Annotated in this window: 18 protein-coding genes; 10 read left to right on the forward strand and 8 right to left on the reverse strand. The window is 72.1% G+C overall.

The window, feature by feature from the left end; translation table 11 throughout:
• Positions 1 to 25 precede the first annotated feature (25 nt).
• Positions 26 to 1,699: a class I adenylate-forming enzyme family protein gene (locus tag ACERZO_RS44375; RefSeq protein ID WP_372672003.1), complete on the forward strand. Its 1,674-nt coding sequence runs from the start codon at positions 26 to 28 to the stop codon at positions 1,697 to 1,699.
• Here ACERZO_RS44375 and ACERZO_RS44380 read toward each other — a convergent pair.
• Positions 1,696 to 2,709, reverse strand: a complete 1,014-nt coding sequence (locus ACERZO_RS44380; RefSeq protein ID WP_372672004.1) for an Lrp/AsnC family transcriptional regulator — start codon at positions 2,707 to 2,709, stop codon at positions 1,696 to 1,698. The two genes, ACERZO_RS44375 and ACERZO_RS44380, sit on opposite strands and share 4 nt — an antisense overlap.
• A 106-nt stretch (positions 2,710 to 2,815) precedes the next feature.
• Between ACERZO_RS44380 and ACERZO_RS44385 the strand changes: the two genes are divergently transcribed.
• A complete protein-coding gene (locus tag ACERZO_RS44385; RefSeq protein ID WP_372672005.1) occupies positions 2,816 to 3,502 on the forward strand; it encodes an SDR family NAD(P)-dependent oxidoreductase in 687 nt (228 codons plus the stop codon).
• 4 nt (positions 3,503 to 3,506) lie between these two features.
• On the opposite strand, the gene purE is transcribed toward ACERZO_RS44385, so the two are convergent.
• The 5 genes from purE to ACERZO_RS44410 all read right to left on the reverse strand — a co-directional run bounded on the left by purE (position 3,507) and on the right by ACERZO_RS44410 (position 8,653).
• Positions 3,507 to 4,004, reverse strand: coding sequence for a 5-(carboxyamino)imidazole ribonucleotide mutase (gene purE, locus ACERZO_RS44390; RefSeq protein ID WP_372672006.1), 498 nt, complete (start codon positions 4,002 to 4,004; stop codon positions 3,507 to 3,509).
• A gap of 14 nt (positions 4,005 to 4,018) precedes the next feature.
• Positions 4,019 to 5,203 carry a 5-(carboxyamino)imidazole ribonucleotide synthase gene (locus ACERZO_RS44395; RefSeq protein WP_372672007.1) on the reverse strand — a complete coding sequence of 395 codons (1,185 nt, stop codon included), beginning with the start codon at positions 5,201 to 5,203 and terminating at the stop codon, positions 4,019 to 4,021.
• Positions 5,204 to 5,215: 12 nt separating this feature from the next.
• Positions 5,216 to 6,424 (reverse strand): glycosyltransferase 87 family protein, encoded by a 1,209-nt coding sequence (locus tag ACERZO_RS44400; protein WP_372672008.1) that lies wholly within the window; start codon positions 6,422 to 6,424, stop codon positions 5,216 to 5,218.
• On the reverse strand, positions 6,399 to 7,748 hold the full coding sequence (locus ACERZO_RS44405) for a glycosyltransferase 87 family protein (RefSeq protein WP_372672009.1): 1,350 nt from the start codon (positions 7,746 to 7,748) through the stop codon (positions 6,399 to 6,401). The genes ACERZO_RS44400 and ACERZO_RS44405 overlap by 26 nt, the downstream gene beginning before the upstream one ends.
• A 71-nt stretch (positions 7,749 to 7,819) precedes the next feature.
• Positions 7,820 to 8,653, reverse strand: a complete 834-nt coding sequence (locus ACERZO_RS44410; protein WP_372672010.1) for a GGDEF domain-containing protein — start codon at positions 8,651 to 8,653, stop codon at positions 7,820 to 7,822.
• A gap of 269 nt (positions 8,654 to 8,922) precedes the next feature.
• On the opposite strand from ACERZO_RS44410, the gene ACERZO_RS44415 reads away from it, so the two are divergent.
• From ACERZO_RS44415 to ACERZO_RS44425, 3 genes are read left to right on the forward strand one after another with little or no spacing between them, the layout of a single operon-like run.
• A complete protein-coding gene (locus ACERZO_RS44415) occupies positions 8,923 to 11,112 on the forward strand; it encodes a sigma-70 family RNA polymerase sigma factor (RefSeq protein WP_372672011.1) in 2,190 nt (729 codons plus the stop codon).
• Positions 11,113 to 11,122: 10 nt separating this feature from the next.
• On the forward strand, positions 11,123 to 11,620 hold the full coding sequence (locus ACERZO_RS44420; protein ID WP_372672012.1) for a GtrA family protein: 498 nt from the start codon (positions 11,123 to 11,125) through the stop codon (positions 11,618 to 11,620).
• Positions 11,621 to 11,658: 38 nt separating this feature from the next.
• On the forward strand, positions 11,659 to 12,186 hold the full coding sequence (locus ACERZO_RS44425) for a GtrA family protein (protein ID WP_372672013.1): 528 nt from the start codon (positions 11,659 to 11,661) through the stop codon (positions 12,184 to 12,186).
• 16 nt (positions 12,187 to 12,202) lie between these two features.
• On the opposite strand, the gene ACERZO_RS44430 is transcribed toward ACERZO_RS44425, so the two are convergent.
• Complete coding sequence (locus ACERZO_RS44430; RefSeq protein WP_372672014.1) at positions 12,203 to 12,664, reverse strand: hypothetical protein; 462 nt, start codon at positions 12,662 to 12,664, stop codon at positions 12,203 to 12,205.
• A gap of 343 nt (positions 12,665 to 13,007) precedes the next feature.
• Here ACERZO_RS44430 and ACERZO_RS44435 point away from each other — a divergent pair, with 343 nt between their 5' ends.
• The 5 genes from ACERZO_RS44435 (at position 13,008) to ACERZO_RS44455 (ending at position 17,007) form a co-directional block, all read left to right on the forward strand.
• A complete protein-coding gene (locus tag ACERZO_RS44435; protein WP_372672015.1) occupies positions 13,008 to 14,312 on the forward strand; it encodes an MFS transporter in 1,305 nt (434 codons plus the stop codon).
• A complete protein-coding gene (locus ACERZO_RS44440; RefSeq protein WP_372672016.1) occupies positions 14,309 to 15,163 on the forward strand; it encodes an NAD(P)H-binding protein in 855 nt (284 codons plus the stop codon). Before ACERZO_RS44435 ends, ACERZO_RS44440 begins: the two co-directional genes overlap by 4 nt.
• Before the next feature lie 18 nt (positions 15,164 to 15,181).
• A complete protein-coding gene (locus ACERZO_RS44445; protein WP_372672017.1) occupies positions 15,182 to 15,826 on the forward strand; it encodes a response regulator in 645 nt (214 codons plus the stop codon).
• 119 nt (positions 15,827 to 15,945) lie between these two features.
• On the forward strand, positions 15,946 to 16,578 hold the full coding sequence (locus tag ACERZO_RS44450) for a response regulator transcription factor (protein WP_372672142.1): 633 nt from the start codon (positions 15,946 to 15,948) through the stop codon (positions 16,576 to 16,578).
• Between the two features lie 3 nt (positions 16,579 to 16,581).
• Positions 16,582 to 17,007, forward strand: coding sequence for a Pvc16 family protein (locus ACERZO_RS44455; RefSeq protein ID WP_372672018.1), 426 nt, complete (start codon positions 16,582 to 16,584; stop codon positions 17,005 to 17,007).
• Here the strand turns inward: ACERZO_RS44455 and ACERZO_RS44460 are convergent.
• On the reverse strand, positions 17,004 to 18,287 hold the full coding sequence (locus tag ACERZO_RS44460; RefSeq protein WP_372672019.1) for an ATP-binding protein: 1,284 nt from the start codon (positions 18,285 to 18,287) through the stop codon (positions 17,004 to 17,006). The two genes, ACERZO_RS44455 and ACERZO_RS44460, sit on opposite strands and share 4 nt — an antisense overlap.
• Between the last annotated feature and the right edge of the window lie 3 nt (positions 18,288 to 18,290).

The raw sequence follows: 18,290 nt of genomic DNA on the forward strand, positions 1-18,290 counted from the left end.
ACCGCAGAATTCGTAAGGTCGAGTGATGCCGCTCACCGCGCCGACGACGCCGCCCGGGTTGCCCGCCTCCCTCGACTACCCCGAAGTCCCGGCCGGTTCGATCCTCGCCGCGGGCGCCGCGCGCTGGGGCGACCGGACCGCCTTCGCCCACGACGGCCGCAGCCTCACCTTCACCGAGACCTACCGCGCGGCCTGCCGCTTCGCCCACGCGCTGCGCGCGCAGGGCATCGGCCGCGGCGACGTCGTCGCGCTGCACCTGCCGAACTGCCTCGCCTTCCCGGTCGCCTACTACGGCACGCTGCTGGCCGGGGCCACCTTCAGCCCGGCCAACCCGCTGCTCCCGCCGGACGACCTGGCCTTCCAGCTGACCGACTGCGAGGCCGCCGCCGTCGTGACGTTCGGCCCGGTCGCGGGCGCGCTGGCGAGCGTCGCCGACCGGATCCCGGCGCGGCTGACCGTCGTGGTCGGGCCGACCGGTGACCTGCCCGAGGGCGGGTTCGAGTTCGAGGCGTTCCAGGCCGGCCACCCCGATACGCGCCCCTCGGCGGACATCGACGTCCACGAAGACCTCGCGCACCTCGCCTACACCGGCGGCACCACCGGCCGGTCGAAGGGCGTGCGGCTCACGCACCGCAACGTCGTGGTCAACACCCTCCAGCACTCGTGCTGGGGCAGCGGCTCGGTCCCGGCGCTCGACTCCCGCGGCGACGTCACCCTCGACGAGGTCGGCAGCCCGGACGAGTGGCCGACGCGCCTGGGCACCGGCGTCGCGATCAACCTGACGCCCTGGTTCCACGCGATGGGCATCATCGGCGGCATGAACGCGGCGGTGATCGCCGGCACGACGATCGTCCTGCACTCGCGCTTCGACCCGCCGGCCTACGTCGCCGACGCCGAACGGCTGCGCATCACCGGCATCGGCGGCGCGCCCGCGCTGTTCGCCGCGCTGCTCGCGACGCCGTCGTTCCACACGGCGGACCTCTCGTCGGTGCGCGCGATCGGCTCGGGCGCGGCGCCGATGAACCACGCGATGATCAACGCGTTGCGCGAGCGGTTCCCGGGCGTGGTCGTGAGCGAGGGCTACGGCCTCACCGAGGCGACGATGGGCGCGGTGATCTCGCCGACGTACGCCTCGGGCACCCGCAAGGTCGGCTCGGTCGGCGTGCCGATCTTCGACACCGAGGTCAAGGTCGTCCCGGCCGAAGGCGGCGAAGACCCGCTCCCGGCGGGAGAGAAGGGCGAGGTCTGCCTGCGCGGCCCGCAGATCATGCAGGGCTACCGCAACCGTCCCGAGGAGACGGCGGCCGCCCTGGTCGACGGCTGGCTCCACACGGGTGACATCGGCATCCTCGACGCGGACGGCTACCTGTCCATCGTGGACCGCAAGAAGGACATGCTGCTGTACAAGGGGTACAACGTCTTCCCGCGCGAGCTGGAGGAGCTGCTGATCACGATGCCGGGCGTCGCGGCGGCGGCCGTGGTCGGCCGTCCCGACGTCGAGGTCGGCGAGCTGCCGGTGGCGTTCGTCGTCCCGCGCGGCTCGCTGGACGCCGATGAGCTCATGGCCGCGGTCAACGAGAAGGTGACGCCCTACAAGCGGTTGCGGGAGATCCACGTGGTCGAGCAGATCCCGGTGTCGGCCGCGGGCAAGGTGCTCAAGCGGCAGCTGCGGGACCAGCTGACCGGCAAGCTCGACTAGGCCACCAGGCGGTCGCCCGCCAGGCGGGTGCCCGCCTGCTTGACGTGCCGGAGCAGCGGCGAGACCTCCAGGCTCTGCAGCCCGGGCAGCGAGCCGATGCGGTCCGACGTGAGTTCGAACAGCTCGTCGAGGTCCCGGCAGTGCGCGACGGCGTGCAGGTTGTGCGGCCCGGAAACGGCCGCCACGAAGGCGATGTCCGGCCACCGCGCGAGCGTGCGCCCGGCCTCCTTCACCGCCGACGGGTGCACCCGCAGCCAGAGGTTCGCACCGGCCCGTTTGCCCAGCGCCCCGGCCGCGATCTCGACGTCGATGTGGACGACCCGCCGTCGCAGGAACGCCTCCAGCCGGCGCGAGGCGCGGCCGGGCGTGAGGCCGGCCGCCTCGGCGAGGTCGACCAGCGCGGCGCGGCCGTCCTCGGCGAGGACGGCGAGCAGCCGCTCGTCTTCGGGCGTGAGCCGGACGGGATCGCCGTCGACGACCGGCGACTCGGTGAACGGCGCGCCATCGGCCCCCAGCGCCGCCTCTTGCGCGGGCGTCAACGTGCCGTCGAGGGCCGCCCAGTAGTGCCCGCGGCCACCGAGGAACTGCCGCAGCATCGCGGCCGCGTGGATGTCGAGCACGGCCGCCGTCCGCGGCAGCTGACGGCCCAACAGGTCGTCACGCTGCTCGCGAGTCCACGACCGGACCGCGAAGGTGACCTCGGAGCCGGCCGCGCAGAGCGCCACCCAGTTGACGTCGTCCCGCTTCGCGAGGGCGTCGGCGATCGTCTCGACGGCGCCGGGACGGCAGCGCAGCCGCACCAGCCACTTGCTCTGCCCGAGCATCCCGGGGTCGACGATGCCCGCGACCCGGACGATCCCTTCGGCCCGCAACCGCCGGTACCGCCGTCCGACGGCGGCTTCGGTAACCCCCAGCACGGCCGCGATCGAGGCGAACGAAGCCCGCGGAGCCACTTGAAGCGCCCGAATGAGACGCACATCGTTGGGCTGCACAGAGACGGATTCAGCCATCGCAGCTCCTCTCAGCGAGGCAATCCTACAGATCGGCCTCCTGAACCCGCCTTCCCGAACAGCCGGCGCGGACACTCGGATCCGGAGCGGCTCTCAGGAGGACCCCATGCCACAGACAGCTTTCATCGCCGGCGCCTCGCGCGGCCTCGGCCACGCCATCGCCACCGAGCTGGCCACCCGCGGGTGGCAGGTGATCGGCACCGTCCGCGACCCGGCAGCCCGCACGCCGCTGCACGGCCTGGCGGACGCGTCGGACGGACGCGTCGAGGTCGAGCACCTCGACATCACCGAGCCCGGCCAGCTGCCGCCCCTGCGCGAACGGCTCGCCGGCCGCCGGCTCGACGTGCTCTTCGTCAACGCGGGCGCCACGAACAACCCGGCGACGCCGATCGGCGAAGTCCCGACCGCCGACTTCGTCGACGTCATGGTCACCAACGCGCTCAGCCCGATGCGCGTCATCGAAGCGCTCCAGGACCTCGTGCCCGCCGACGGCCTCATCGGCGCGATGTCGTCGGGGCAGGGCAGCATCACCAACAACACGGCCGGCTCGCGCGAGGTCTACCGCGCCAGCAAGGCGGCGCTGAACATGCTCATGCGCAGCTTCGCCGCGCGGCAGGCCGACCGGGCCCTGCTGCTCATGGCCCCCGGCTGGATCCGCACCGCTCTCGGCGGCGACCAGGCGCCGTTCACCCTCGAGGAGACCGTGCCGCTGATCGTGGACGTCCTGCTGGCCAAGCTCGGCAAGCCCGGCCTCGAGTTCCTCGACCGCACGGGCGAGACCGTGCCGTGGTGACCCGCTAGCGGCCGGCCTTGGCGCGCAGCGCCGCGTCCTTGTCCAGGACCAGCTTTTCCAGGTCCTGCTGGAACTTCGCCATCTTCGAGCGCAGGCCCTCGTCGGACGCCGCCAGGATGCGGACCGCCAGCAGGCCCGCGTTGCGCGCGCCGCCCACCGAGACCGTCGCCACCGGGACGCCCGCCGGCATCTGGACGATCGACAGCAGCGAGTCCATCCCGTCCAGGTACTTCAGCGGGACCGGGACGCCGATCACCGGCAGCACCGTCGCCGACGCCACCATGCCCGGGAGGTGGGCGGCGCCGCCCGCGCCCGCGATGATCACGCGGATGCCCCGCGCCACCGCCGACGTCGCGTAGTCCAGCATGCGCTGCGGCGTGCGGTGCGCCGAATACACGCCCACCTCGTACTCGACGCCGAACTCGTCCAGCGCCGCGCCGGCCGCCTCCAGCACCGGCCAGTCCGAGTCGCTGCCCATGATCACGCCCACCTGCGGCGCCATAGCCGATACTCCCGTCAGTGGATCTCGTAGCCGTCGAGCCAGACGGCGTGGGACAGCCAGTGCGCCGACAGCAGCGCGCGGTCGCGCAGGTCGTCCATGCGCTCGCCGGTGAAGTTGACGTGCCCGAGCTTGCGCCCCGGCCGCTCCTGCTTGCCGTACAGGTGCACGCGCACCTCCGGGTACCGCGCGAACAGGTGGTGCAGCCGCTCGTCCGGCCCCATCTCGGGCAGCTCCGGCGCGCCCAGCACGTTCGCCATCACGCACGCCGGCGCGACCAGGTCCGTCCGGCCCAGCGGGTAGTCGAGCACCGCGCGCAGGTGCTGCTCGAACTGGGACGTCCGCGAGCCGTCCATCGTCCAGTGCCCGGAGTTGTGCGGGCGCATCGCCAGCTCGTTCACCAGCAGCCCGGTGTCGGTTTCGAACAGCTCGACCGCGAGCAGCCCGGTGACGTCCAGCGTCGACGCCACCCGCAGCGCGAGGTCCTGCGCCTCGTGGACGCGCTCGGGCGCGAGGCCCGGCGCCGGCGCGAGGACCACGGTGTTGATGCCGCCCTCCTGCACCGTCTCGACCACCGGGTACGCCGCACCCTGCCCGAAGGGCGAGCGGGCGACGAGCGCGGCCAGCTCCCGCCGCATCGCCACCTTCTCCTCGACCAGCAGCGCCGTGCCCGCTTCGAGCAGCTCCGGCACGGTTTCCCGGGCGTGCCGCGCGGTGTCCAGCATCCAGACGCCGCGGCCGTCGTAGCCACCGGTCGACGCCTTGAGCACCACCGGCCAGCCGTGCTCGCCGCCGAACGCCACCACGTCGTCCACAGTGGACACCTCGGCGAAGGCGGGACCCGGCACGCCGAGACCGGCCATCATCTCGCGCATCACCAGCTTGTTCTGCGCGAAGCCCAGCGCCGACGGCGCCGGCCGGATCGCGTAGCCCTCCATCGCCAGCGTCAGCAGGTGCTCGCCCGGCACGTGCTCGTGGTCGAACGTGAGCACGTCGACCGACGCCGCGAACTTCCGCAGCGCGTCGAGGTCGGTGTGGTGCCCCAGGGTGACGTCACCCGCGACGAGCCCCGCCGCCTCGTTCTCGCTCGCGGCGAGCACGCGCAGGGACTGGCCGAGGGAGATCGCCGCCTGGTGGGTCATCCGGGCCAGCTGGCCGCCGCCCACCATGCCCACGACGGGCAGACCGGTGTGTTTGTCCATAGCCCGCTCAGACTAAACGGTGACCACCTGGGGTGACCGCCGGACCAGACGTAGCTCACGCGCCGCCAGCCCGAGGATCCCGGCCGCCGCCGCGAGCACGTAGACGTTGCCGAGGACCGACCAGCCGAGGCCCCAGCCGAACTCGGTGTCGCCACCGTTGGGCACCAGCATCACGATCTGCGAGACGAACAGCAGCGCGACCGCCGCCGCGGCCCACCACCGCGCCTTCACCACCAGCAGCGTGAGCAACGGCACGCACCAGACCCAGTGGTGCGACCACGACACGGGCGACAGCAACAGCCCGTAGAACGCCGTGACCAGCAACGCGCCCGCGTCCTCGCCCCGCCGGTGCAGCCGCACGACCAGCCACACCGCGGGCACGGCCAGCACCGCCGCCACCCCGACCGCCACCGCCAGCGACCAGGGCGCCAGGTGCGTGGCCCGGTTGACCAGCCCGTTGAGCGACTGGTTGAAGATCCAGTGCACCGACCCGACCCGGCTCGGGTCGGTCGCCGAATCCCGCCAGAACCGCGCCGCGTCGACCGGGATGACCGCGAACATCACCGCTTCGAGCGCCACGAACGTGCCCAGCGCCCGCAGCCCGTCCTTCCACCGGCCCGTGAAGAACAGGTGCGGCACGAAGATCAGCGGGGTCAGCTTGATCGCCGCCGCCACGCCGATCAGCACGCCCGCCAAGCGCGACCCGCGCAGCGACAGCACCAGGACGTCCAGCACCACGAACGCCATCAGTATCAAGTTGATCTGGCCCAGGAACAGCGTCTTCCACACCGGTTCCAGGACCAGAGCGATGGCCGTTCCCGCCGGCAGCGCCCACCACCTTCTTCCCAGAAGGGATGCGCTCCCCGGCGACGACGAAACCACCGTGATCACGACCATAAGGGCGACCACCGACAAAAACGCGAGCACGCCCCACACCAGCCCGGACGGCACGAGAGCGAGCGGCAGGAACAGCGGCGCGGCGGCCGGCGTGTAGGTGAACGGCAGCCGCACCCAGTCCGGCAGCGCGGTCAGCACGTCCCGCGTGTAGAGCGGATCGCCGTGCACCAGCGTCAACGCACCGGCGCGGTAGACGGCGCTGTCCGCCCCCAGGTGCCACCCGGCCAGCCAGCCGACGACACCGAAGACCAGCACCAGCAGCGCGATCCCGCCGGCGACGAGGCGGCCGGCGCGCGCCTCAGACGCCGGTCGCGACGTCGACATGCTCGTCCGAAGCGGCCTTCTTCCGCGCCCGCCGCTGCAGGCCCCAGCGCAGGATCAGCGCCGCGGCCAGGACGACCGGCATCAGGATGTAGGCGTCCCCCAGCACGTTCTGCCACACCTTCCAGTGCAGCTCGACGTTGCGGCCGTTCGGCAGGATCAGCAGCACGCAGCTGACGAACACGAACGCCACCAGGCCGGTCCCGACCCAGCGCTTCCACGCCGTCTTCGGCGTGGTCTTCGGCAGCCGCGAGACCAGCAGCACGACCAGCGGGATGACCCACACCCAGTGGTGCGTCCACGAGATCGGCGAGATCAGCAGCGTCCAGAACGCGGTGACGAGCAGCGCTGCGAGCGCCTGGCCCTTGCGGTGGAAGCGGATCAGCAGCCACAGCGCCGGGACGGCGAGCAGGAACCCGATGCCCATCGCGGCCTTCGACGCCCACGGCGCGAGGTCGGTGGCCCGGTTCATCAGCGCGTTCAGCGACTGGTTGCCCGCCCAGTGCACCGGCCCGATCCGGCCGGTGTCCGGCAGCGTCACGGTCCAGTACTTCGCGGCGTCGTGGGCGTTGATCAGGAACATCAGGCCCTGCAGCACGAGGAACGTCGCGAAGCCGCGGATTGCGTCCATCCGGCGGCCGGTGACGAACAGGTGCCCGAGGAACACCAGCGGCGTCAGCTTGATCGCCGCCGCGACGCCGACCAGCACGCCGCCCCAGCGGCTCCCCCGCGCGCCGATGACCAGCATGTCCAGCAGGATCATGGCCATCAGGATCAGGTTGATCTGGCCGAGGAAGATCGTCCGCCACACCGGTTCGAGGCCGAGGCAGACCAGGAAGAACACGATGGTCGAGCGGGCGGGCGAGGCCCACCAGCGCGGTCCGTCCGCGGCCGGGCGGGGCAGGGCGCCGATCGCGATCCGGATCGACAGCGCCATCGCCGCCAGCGAGACGGCAGTGATCAGGCCCCAGGAGATCTGCGTCGGGAACGCGGCGAGCGGCACGAAGATCAGCGCGGCCGTCGGCGGGTAGGTGAACGGCAGCAGCGCCCACCACGGCTCGGGGGTCAGGGTGTTGGCGTCGTAGAGCGAGTCGCCGTGCAGCAGCGTGAGCGCGCCGGCCCGGTAGACCGCGCTGTCGACGCCGAGCACCCAGTCGTGCTGCCAGCCCCAGATGCCGTACCCGATCGCGACCAGCGGGATCACCGCGAGGATCAGGATCGACCGCGGGCGGACGGACAGGCGGGCGAGTGACTTGCGCAGGGCCAGGCGGTGCTGCGGTCTGGCCGCGACTGGGCCGTCGACGTCGGTGGGTACGGTCCGGGTCACCTCACCAGGAAATCATGACCGGCCCGATCCGGGTCAGAAGGGTCCGGGGCAAACCAGACTTTTCGTGCCTTCTACACCCGAGCGAGACGTGCCAGCAGGTCGCACGCCATTTCGTGGGTGGCGGGCAGGCGCACGGCCGACACCCGCGGCCGGCCGGCGTCGGCCAGCTGCGAATCGACCGACAGCCGCTCGTGCAACGCCCTTCGCAGCGCGACGCCGTGTGAAGCGACTCCCTCGTCCTTCGGGACCAGCGCGGCGACTACGGACGGTCCCAGGGACGCGACGCTCTGCCCGCTGTCGAAGACCGCCCGCAGCGCGTCGGCGACCAGGATCATCCCGGTCAGCCGCGGGAACCCGGCGACCGTGCTGAGGTCCATCGAGACGACCAGCAGGACGTGCTCCTCGGCGGCGGGCCGCTCGCGCGCGGCGGCGGCCTGGTAGACCTCGGCGAGCCGCGTGCGTAGGTAGGCGGCCGACGGCAGGCCGGTCAGCGGGTCGGTGACCTCGGTGTGCGCGAGCTGGTCGGTGGCGACGTCGGCCCAGGCCAGCGCGGTGGTCCGGAGCAGCCGCGCCGGGGTGGCGTCGACGTCCGGGGAGACGAAGCCGTCGTCGCCGTGGCCGAGCACCGCGTGCAGCGCGGCCAGGTCGGCGAGGGTTTCCGCGAGGCCGGCACCGGCCGCCGCCCGGGCCCTGGCCAGCCCGGCCAGCGCGGTTTCGGCGGCTTCGACGCGGCCCTTGGCCATCACCGCCGCGCAGACGGCGTCCACCTCGGGCAGGGCCCAGTCGCTGGGGAAGCGCCAGCCCGCGGCCATGCTGGCCGTGCGCCAGCGGGCCCGCAGCGCGAGCAGGGCGCGGTCGGCGGGTGGAGCGTCACCGGGACCGGAACGCGCAGCCGGAACGTCCACTGGCCCCCTGTCCCTTCCATCCGGTCCGTGTCGATCTTGCTCGGTGCTTCACGGTGAGGACGTGCCCCACCGGATCCCGTGACGCGTACTCGCGAGTTTTGTTAAGAAGCTTTTCCACGGCGCGACCCGGGGATGGGTGATTTTGCTCCGCCGTCGGAGTCAACACCCCGACCACCGCGTGACGGCCCGGGGTGGGTCAGTCACACTTGTCTCGCGCCCCGGACCGGCCTGTAATGGCAGGTCCTGGCCCTAACCGACCGAGGAGTGCCGTGTCCACCGTTCCCGCCGATCTCAGCGGAAAGAGTGACGCCGAGCTGATCGCCGAGGTCCGCGCCGGGAAGATCGAATCGTACGGCCCGCTCTACGAACGGCACACCGGAGCGGCGCACAACCTCGCTCGTCAGCTGGCTCGTTCGAGCTCCGAGGCCGACGACTTGGTGTCCGAGGCGTTCTCGAAGGTGCTGGACACTCTCCGTGGCGGCAAGGGGCCGGACACCGCCTTCCGGGCGTACCTGCTGACTGCGCTGCGTCACACCGCGTACGACCGCACGCGCAAGGAACGCCGGGTCGACCTCAACGAGGACATGGCCGACGTCCCGTCCGAGGCGCTGACCGTGCCGTTCTCCGACACCGCCGTCGCCGGGCTCGAGCGGACCATGGCCGCCAAGGCGTTCGCGCGGCTGCCCGAACGCTGGCAGGCGGTGCTCTGGCACACCGAGATCGAGCAGCAGAGCCCGGCCGAGGTCGCGCCGCTGCTGGGCCTGACCGCGAACGGCGTCTCCGCGCTCGCCTACCGCGCCCGCGAGGGCCTGCGCCAGGCGTACCTGCAGGTCCACCTGCAGGAGAACGCCGAAGAACGCTGCCGCGCGTGCGCCGAGCGGCTCGGCGCGTGGACCCGCGACGGACTGTCCAAACGCGAACGCAACCAGGTCGAGAACCACCTCGACGAGTGCGAGAACTGCCGCGCGCTGGCGGCGGAGCTCGCCGACGTCAACGGCGGGCTGCGCGCGATCATCGCCCCGATCGTCCTGGGTGGCGCGGCGCTCGGCTACCTCGCGACCATCGGCGCGGCGAAAGCCGGCGCGGTCACCGCGGCGGCCGCGGGTGCGGCCGCCGGTGCCGCCGCGGCCGGGGGCAAGGCCGGCGCGGCCGCGGGCGCCGCCGCCGCGGGACCCCGCCAGTTCGCCGGGGTCGCGGCCTCGGGCACGGCGATCGTCGCGGCCGTCGTCATCGCGCTCACCGCCGGCGGGGGGACGCAGGAGATCCCCGTCGCGGCCCAGCAGCCGCCGCCCGCGGCCCAGCCCGTCGAGCCGCCGGCGCCCCCGCAGCCCCCCGCGCCGCCGGCCCCGCCCGCGCCACCGCAGCCGCCGCCCCCGCCCGTGGCGCCGGCGGTCGAGCCCCCGCCGCCCGCGGTCGAGCCGCCCGCCCCGGCACCGGCGCCCCCGGCCCCACCCGCGCCGGCCCCGCCGTCGGTGTCCGCGACGACCCCGCCGGACGGCGTCGAGCTCAGCCCCGGCTCCGCGACGAACCTGCCGATCACCGTCCGCAACGACGGCGGGACCCTGTCCGAGCCGGTCGCCGTCGCACTGAAGCTGCCTCCGGGCGTGCACGCGGTCGACACCGGCGGGGGCGGCGCGCCGATGGCGTTCGCCCAGGACGGCGCCCCGATTTCGGTGAACTGCCCCGGCGGGGACGGCACAGTGACGTGCAAGACCGGCACCGGCCTGCAGCCCGGCCAGAGCGCGACGCTGAACTTCCGGCTCCAGGCCGACCAGGACGCCGAAGGCGGCACGGTGACCGGGTCGGTGACCGCCGGCGTGCAGATCAACGTCACGGTGAGCGTCAAGGTCACCGTGAGGCAGCCGCCGGACGCGGTGGTCCTCGAAGCGCAGGGCGACGGGCTCTCGGCGTTCCCGTGGACCCGCAACCCGCTGGTCTACCTGCGGGTCCGCAACACCGGCGAGACGACCCGGCCGGTCACGGTCACCTTCGACCACCCGCTGTGGCAGTGGTGGAGCCTGCGTGGCTTCCCCTGCACGACGACGTCCGACGGCGCGACCTGCACGACGAAGACCGCGGTCGCCCCCGGCCAGCACGTCAACCTGTGGGTGCGGCTGAAGGGCCGTCCCGACGACGGGCGCGTCACGATCGGCGCGCAGCTGGGCAAGGCGTCGGCGGAACCGGTGACGATCGACTTCGGCTGCTACCACCACTGGTGCGGCAAGGACCCGCTGCCGACGACGTCCACTTCGCCGTCGGCCACCCCGTCGAAGCCGGCTCCGACGAAGCCCTCGAAGCCCACGTCGACCCCGCCGACCACGACCTCGGAGACCGAGCCGACGACCGAGCCACCGGCGTCGTCGACCACGACCAGCGCGCCGCCGCGGCCGGGCACCAAGCCGGGCAACCAGCCGCCGACCGTCACCCCCGAGAAGGGATTCGGCTGGCTGACCGGGTAGCGTCCGCGCGGTGCGCGAGCTGCTGAAGAAGCATCGCGAGCTCCTCCGCTTCGCCGTCGTCGGCGGGATCAGCTTCGTGATCACGATGTCCGTCAACTACGGCCTGAAATTCACCGTGCTGCGGACCCACCCGGTGACGGCGCTGATCATCGGCGTCCTCGTCGCGACGATCTTCTCCTACGTCGCCAACCGCGAGTGGTCGTTCCGCACCCGCGGCGGCCGCGAACGCCACCACGAGGCGGCGCTGTTCTTCCTGATCAGCGGCATCGCGCTGGGCTTGAACGCGCTGCCGCAGTGGTTCTCGCGGTACGTGCTGGACCTGCAGGCGCCGCGGTTGTCGCCGTTCGGCGTCGAGGTGGCCGACTTCGTGAGCGGGATCGTCATCGGGACGCTGCTGGGCACGGTGTTCCGCTGGTGGGCGTTCAAGAAGTGGGTGTTCCCGGCCGAAGGGGCCCGCCTCCTCCAGGTTGCGGAAGATCCGGACATTCAGGACCGCAAGGCCGCCTGAACCACAGGTCAACGCGGTGTGCTCCTAGACTGCGTGGTGTGACCGTTGTGGAAACCGTGCTCAAGCGCACGCCGGAGCCACTGCGTTCGGTGCTGATCAAGCACCGGGAGCTGCTGAAGTTCGCGATCGTGGGCGGCACGACGTTCCTGGTCGACAACGGCGTCTGGTACTTCCTGAAGCTGTCGGTGCTGGAGTCGAAACCGACCACGGCGAAGGCGATCGCGATCATCGTCGCGACGATCGTGTCGTACATCCTCAACCGCGAGTGGTCGTTCCGCACCCGCGGCGGCCGCGAACGCCACCACGAGGCCGCGCTGTTCTTCGTGATCAGCGGGATCGCGGTCGTGGTGAACCTGATTCCGCTGTACGTGTCCCGGTACGTGCTGGATCTGGAGGTCCCGCACGTGACGCGGCTGGTGCAGGAGGTCGCGGACTTCGCGAGCGGCTCGATCATCGGCATGCTGATGGCGATGTTCTTCCGCTTCTGGGGGTTCAAGAAGTGGGTGTTCCCGGACGAACTGGGCGAGCGCCGGCGCGACACGGGCGACGTGACCCGGCTGCACTGAGCCGGGCCCACCTCTCCTAAGGCCACACGAGGTACTCGGGATCATCGTCGCGATCGGCGTTGACGGGCGTGCTGCAGTAGGTCTTCCCGCTCTCGCAGACCGTGATCTTGAGCCGGTCGAAGCCGCCGACCAGGTCGGGGTTGCCGATCGAGAAGTTGTAGGACACGTCGTCGTGGGGTGGTGCGGTCCTGGTGTCGCTGTCGATCTTGGTTGCTCCGGCGTAGGCCTCGAAGTAGACGGTCGTTCCACGGCCGAGGTAGTCCGCGATGCTTCCCTGCACCGTCGCGGTGCGGTTGCCCCAGACGACGCCGCCGATGGCCTGGCCGCCGCAGCCCTGGGTGGTGCAGATCCGGAACGTGTCGTTCGGCCAGGTCGCCTGAGTGCCGGCCGTCGCCGGCGTGCCCAGCGCCGCCGCCGCGGCGAGCGCGATTCCGGAGACCACCGTGCCATTCCGCGCGGCTCGTCCTGTGAAGGTCATCGGGGGTTTCCCTCCGGCCGGGCCCTCGGTCGTTCCGAGGGCAACGCGATGGACACCCCCTGGCTCGACCGGCGGTTGAGCCCACCGGTCCCGGTTCACCCGGACGGCCGGTAAACTACTTGTCTTCTGACATGTAGTTGTCTACAGTCATCTTCGTCAGTGTTCCTTCGTGAGGACGCCGTCCGGGTTCGGCCGGGCGAGCGGGACGATTCGAGGTGGTTTCCGAGCGCGAAGAGGTCGCACCTGCTCCGCAGGTGACGATGGAGCCTTTTCCCGACTCGACGGGACGTGCGTAAAAGCACGTCCGCATCTCTCGTCCCTTCTGACGAAACAAGGACTTCTCTTGAGCACCACTGCGCTGAAACGCGCCCAAACACCGGCCCTTGCCGGGCTCTTCCTGTCCGTCTTCCTGGCGATGCTCGACGCCCAGGTCGTCGCCACCGCACTCCCCCGGGTCGCCGCCGACTTCGGCACCACCGGGACCTACGCCTGGGTCACCACCGCCTACCTGCTCGCCGGGAGCGTCACCGCTCCCCTCCACGGCAAGCTCGGCGACGTCTTCGGCCGCAAGCGCGTGCTCCTCGGCGCGCTCGCCCTCTTCCTGCTCGGTTCGCTCGCCTGCGGGCTCGCGCCATCCGCCGCGACGCTCGTAGCCGGGCGCGTGCTGCAGGGCGCCGGCTCCGGTGGCCTCTTCGTCTCTGTCGGCGCTTCGCTCGGCGAGATGTTCACGCCCCGCGAAGGCGCGAAGTACTTCGGGTGGTTCTCGATCTGCTTCGCCGTAGCGTCGCTCGCCGGGCCCGTGGCCGGCGGGCTGCTCACCGGCTTCGCCGGGTGGCGGTCGATCTTCCTCGTCAACCTGCCGCTCGGCCTGGTCGCCGTCGCCCTCCTCCTGAAGCTCGACCTGCCGAGACGACGGCGAGAAGCACCGTTCGACTTCGCCGGTGTCGTCCTGCTCGGCTGCGCCATCACCGGGTTCACCCTGCTCACGCCGTGGTCGGTCCCGCTCGGGGCGGTCGCCGCCGTCGCGTTCGTGCTCGTCGAACGCAAGGCCGGAGCGCCGGTGCTGCCGTTGCGGCTCTTCACCGACCGGACGTTCACCGTGTCCGTCCTGCTCAGCGTCCTCGCCGGGTTCGCCTTCCTCGGCTCGGTCAACTACGTCGCCGTCTTCCTCCAGCAGGACGCGGGACCGGCCGAAGGCGGGCTCCTGCTCGCCCCGATGACGCTCGCCGTGGCCGCTTCCTCCGTCGTCGCGAGCAAGGTCATCGCCCGCACCGGGCACTACCGCTGGGCCCCGCGGCTCAGCATGGCGCTCGGCCTGCTCGCCGTCCTCGGCCTGCTCACCGTCGACGGCCTCCCGGCGACCGTGGCCTGCCTGGTCGTCTTCGGCCTCGCGGCCGGGCTGAACCTGCAGGTCCTCGCCCTCGCCACGCAGAACACCGCGCCACCCGAAGACCGTGGCGCGGTCGCCGCCGGCGTCAACCTCGCCCGCGCGCTCGGCTCGAGCCTCGGCCCGGTCGCGCTCGGCTTCGCCTACACCGCCGGCACCCACGGCGTCTTCCTCGCCCTGCTGCCGGTCCTCGCGCTCGCCCTCGTCACGGCGTTCGCGCTCCCCCACGTCCCGCTCCGCGGAAAAGGAGAACCCCGATGATCTTCGTCCTCGGCGCCACCGGCAAGGTCGGCCGCGCCCTCGTCCCCGCCCTGCTCGACGCCGGCACCGCCGTCCGCGCGCTCACTCGAGACGCGGCCAAGGCCCGCATCGACCCGCGCGCCGAAGTCGTCCAAGCCGACCTCGACACCGCGGACCTGCCGGCTCTGCTCGACGGCGCCGACCGCGTCTTCGTGCTGACCCAGGGCCACCGCGCCGACCTCGAAGCGGCGGTCGCGCGGGCCGCCGCCCGCGCCGGCGTCGCCCACCTCGTCAAGCTGTCCACCACCGGTGTCCACTTCGGACAGAACGACCCGATCACCCGCTCCCACGCCGAAGCCGAGCAGGCGGTCCGCGAAGCCGGACCGGCCTGGACGATCCTGCGGCCCGGCGCGTTCATGGACAACCGGTTCGCCTGGCTCGGCTCGATCCGCGACGAGAACGCCGTGTACGTGCCCGAGGGCGACCCCGCGTCGGCGCTGGTCCACGTCCGGGACATCGCCGCGGTCGCAGCCCTCGTCCTGACGACGTCCGGGCACGACGGCGCGACCTACGAGCTCACCGGCGGTGAAGCCCTCACCCCCGCACAGCAGGTCGCGATCCTCGCCAAGGCGATCGGCCGACCGATTGAATTCGTCGAAGAACCGGAAACCGCCGCCAGGGAACGCATGCTGCACCGATTCGGCTGGCCCGCCGAAGCTGTCGACGGAATCTTCGCGCTGAAGCGGGAATCCGCCGAATGCGAACACGTCGTCTTCGACACCGTCGAACGCCTGCTCGGGCGGCCGCCGCTGACCTTCGCGAAATGGGCACGTGAGAACGTGGCCGCATTCACCTACCATTACGGGGGGTGACAGCGGGGAGGTGACCGGATGGGTCTGCGCGTGCTCGTCGTGGACGACCACCCGTTGTTCCGGTTCGGCGTGTGCACGCTGCTGGACGCCGAGCCCGAAATCGAGATCGTGGGCGAGGCGGCCAGCGGCGCCGCGGCCGTCGAGGCCGCGGGCGCGCTGCTGCCGGACGTCGTGGTGATGGACCTGCACCTGCCCGACCTGTCCGGGATCCAGGCGACCCGGCACATCGCGGCCGTCAGCCCGGACACCGGCGTGCTGATGCTGACGATGGCCGACGAAAGCGAGTCGGTCTTCGCGGCGATGCGCGCCGGTGCCCGCGGCTACCTGCTCAAGGACGCCGAGCCGGACGAAATCATCCGCGCGGTCCAGGCCGTCGCGCGGCGCGAGGCCATCTTCGGCCCCGACATCGCGAACCGCGTGCTCGGGTTCTTCAACCAGCCGCCACCCACGAGCGAGCCGGTGTTCCCGGAACTGACCGGGCGCGAGCGCGAGGTCCTGTCCCTGATCGCGGCCGGGCACAGCAACGGCGTAATCGCGAACACGCTGTGCCTCAGCCCGAAGACGGTGCGCAACCACATTTCCAACGTTTTCGCCAAACTGCACGTCGCCGACCGCGCGGAAGCGATCGTCCGGGCACGGGACGCGGGGCTCGGCCGGTCCTGACGGGCAGTACCCGGGGGCAATTCGGGACCCCGGTCCCATGCGCTCGGGACACCCGAGCGGGCACTGTGGACAGGGTGAGGGGTGGAAACCCTCGCACCGTTCGAGGGGAATGGGTGACGATGTTCGAATCCGACAGGACGCCGGTGGTGGTCCGCGCCACCGATCCGATCCTGCACAACGGCGTCTGCATGGCGCTGCGTTCGCGCGACGAAGTCCGGGTGGTCGACGGGGAGGCGGCCGACTCGGCCATGGTCGCACTGCTGGTCGCCGACCGGCTCGACGAGACGATGACCCAGCTGCTGTCCGCGCTGCACCACCAGGGCTTCACCCGCATCGTGCTGGTCGCGGGCGAGGTCGACGACAACGAGATCCTGAACGCCGTCGAGCACGGGGTCTGCGCGGTCGCCCGCCGCGCCGACGCCGGGCCGGAGGTGCTCGTCCGGCTGATCAAGGCGGCCGCGGCCGGGGAGGGCGCGCTGCCGCCCGACCTGCTCGGCCGGCTGCTGAGCCGGGTGTCCCGCCTGCAACGCCAGGTGCTCCAGCCGCGTGGCCTGCACCTGGGCGGGATGAGCAACCGGGAGACCGAAGTGCTGCGGCTCGTCGCGGCGGGGTACTCGACGCAGGAGATCGCCGACGAGCTGTGCTATTCGCAGCGCACGGTGAAGAGCATCCTGCACGACGTGACCAACCGGTTCCAGCTGCGCAACCGGTCGCACGCGGTCGCGTACGCGCTGCGCGAAGGGTTGATCTGACCCATGATCGCCCAGGTCGACGAGGCTCTGTGCCGGCTGCTGCGGCCCCGCTTGCCGGCGGGGACGCAGATCCGGCTCGATCCGCCGAAACCGACCTGGCAGACGGAGTCGCAGGTGCGCAGCGTGGAGCTGTTCCTCTTCGCGCTGCGCGACGCCGTCGGGGAGGGAAACGAGGGGGAAGGGAAGCGCGCGGCCCGGCGCTGCGCGCTTTCCTACCTCGTCACGGCGCGAGCCGGGGCGATCCAGGACGAACACGCCCTGCTCGACGCCGCGCTCCACGCGGTCCTCGACGCCGGGCAGCTGCCCTCGGAAAGCGCTTCCCCAGTACGGATGTCTTTGGCCGCAACGGATCCGACCGGGCTGTGGACGAGCCTGGGCATGCCCGCGCGAGCCGGGTTCGTCCTGCTCGTCACGGCCGACGCCGACTAACGCGGGACGCGCTCCGCGGGCCACCGGACCTCGGGCACGTCGCTCGGCCGCGGCACCTTGAGGAACAGGCTGAACACCGCCGGCCGCCGGTTCGACAGCTCCAGGCGCCCGCCGTCCGCCTCCACCAGGGCGCGTGCCAGGGCCAGCCCGACGCCGGTCGACCCGCCGCCCGAGAAGCCGCGCTCGAAGATGTGCGGGGCCAGCTCGTCCGGCACCCCGGACCCCGTGTCGCTGACCTCGATCACCACCGTGCCCTCGGCGTCGCCGCGGCGGGCGGACACCATGACCGTGCCCGAACCGTGGCGCAGGGCGTTGTCCAGCAGCACCCCGACCACCTCGCGCAGGCGTCCCGGGGTCGCGCGGGCCATCAGGCCGTCGGCGACCCGCATGCGGAGGTTGCGGCCTTCCGAGCGGAGCAGCTCTCGCCACTCCTGCGCCATTTCGGGCAGCTGGGTCGGCAGGTCGACCGGTTCGGCGCCGACCTCGCGCGCCGCGCGAGCCGCGGCCAGCAGCTCGTCCAGCGCTTCGGCGAGCCGGTCGGCCTGCTCCTGGGCGGCCTTCGACTCGTCGGCCACCTCTTCGTCCGGGTGCACGGTGAGCGGTTCCAGCCGCAGCTGCAGCGCCGTCAGCCGGCTGCGCAGCTGGTGCGAGACGTCGCCGACGAGCTGGCGTTCCCGCTGCACGAGCTGGGCGAGCGCGGTGCCGGACGCGTCCAGGGCCTCGGCGACCATGTCGAGCTCGCCGACGCCGTAGCGGCTCGGGTCGGGCCGGAAGTCGCCGCCGCCGAGGCGGGACGCGCGTTCGGCGACGTGCCGCAGCGGCTTCGCGAGCCGTCGGGCCGTCGCGATCGCGACCACCGCGCCGGTGCCGACCGACAGCAGCACCAGCAGCACGACGACCAGCGTCACGGTCGTCTGGCGCTCGTGCATCGGGCCGGCCGGGACGGCGATCGCCACCTTGCCGTCGCGGGCCAGGTCGGCTGTCTCGGCCACGGTCTGGGGCCCGGGATCGTTGCCGTAGCGCTTTTCCTGCTGGTTGGGGACCTGCACGGTCAGCAGGCCGTTCGCCGGGACGGCCGCACGCACCTGGTCGAGGTCGATCGCCTGGCCGTTGGCGATCTCGGTGTCCAGGATCGCCGCCGCCGCGCGGGCGTTCTCGGCGAGCGTCTCGCGGTAGCTCGACTCGATCTGCCAGCTCGCCACTATGCCCAGCGGGATGCCCAGCACCGCCGCGGTGACGGCGACGGCCAGCAGGATGGCCAGCAGGATGCGGCGGCGCACGGC

Source organism: Amycolatopsis kentuckyensis, from assembly GCF_041679295.1.
Taxonomy (GTDB): domain Bacteria; phylum Actinomycetota; class Actinomycetes; order Mycobacteriales; family Pseudonocardiaceae; genus Amycolatopsis; species Amycolatopsis kentuckyensis_A.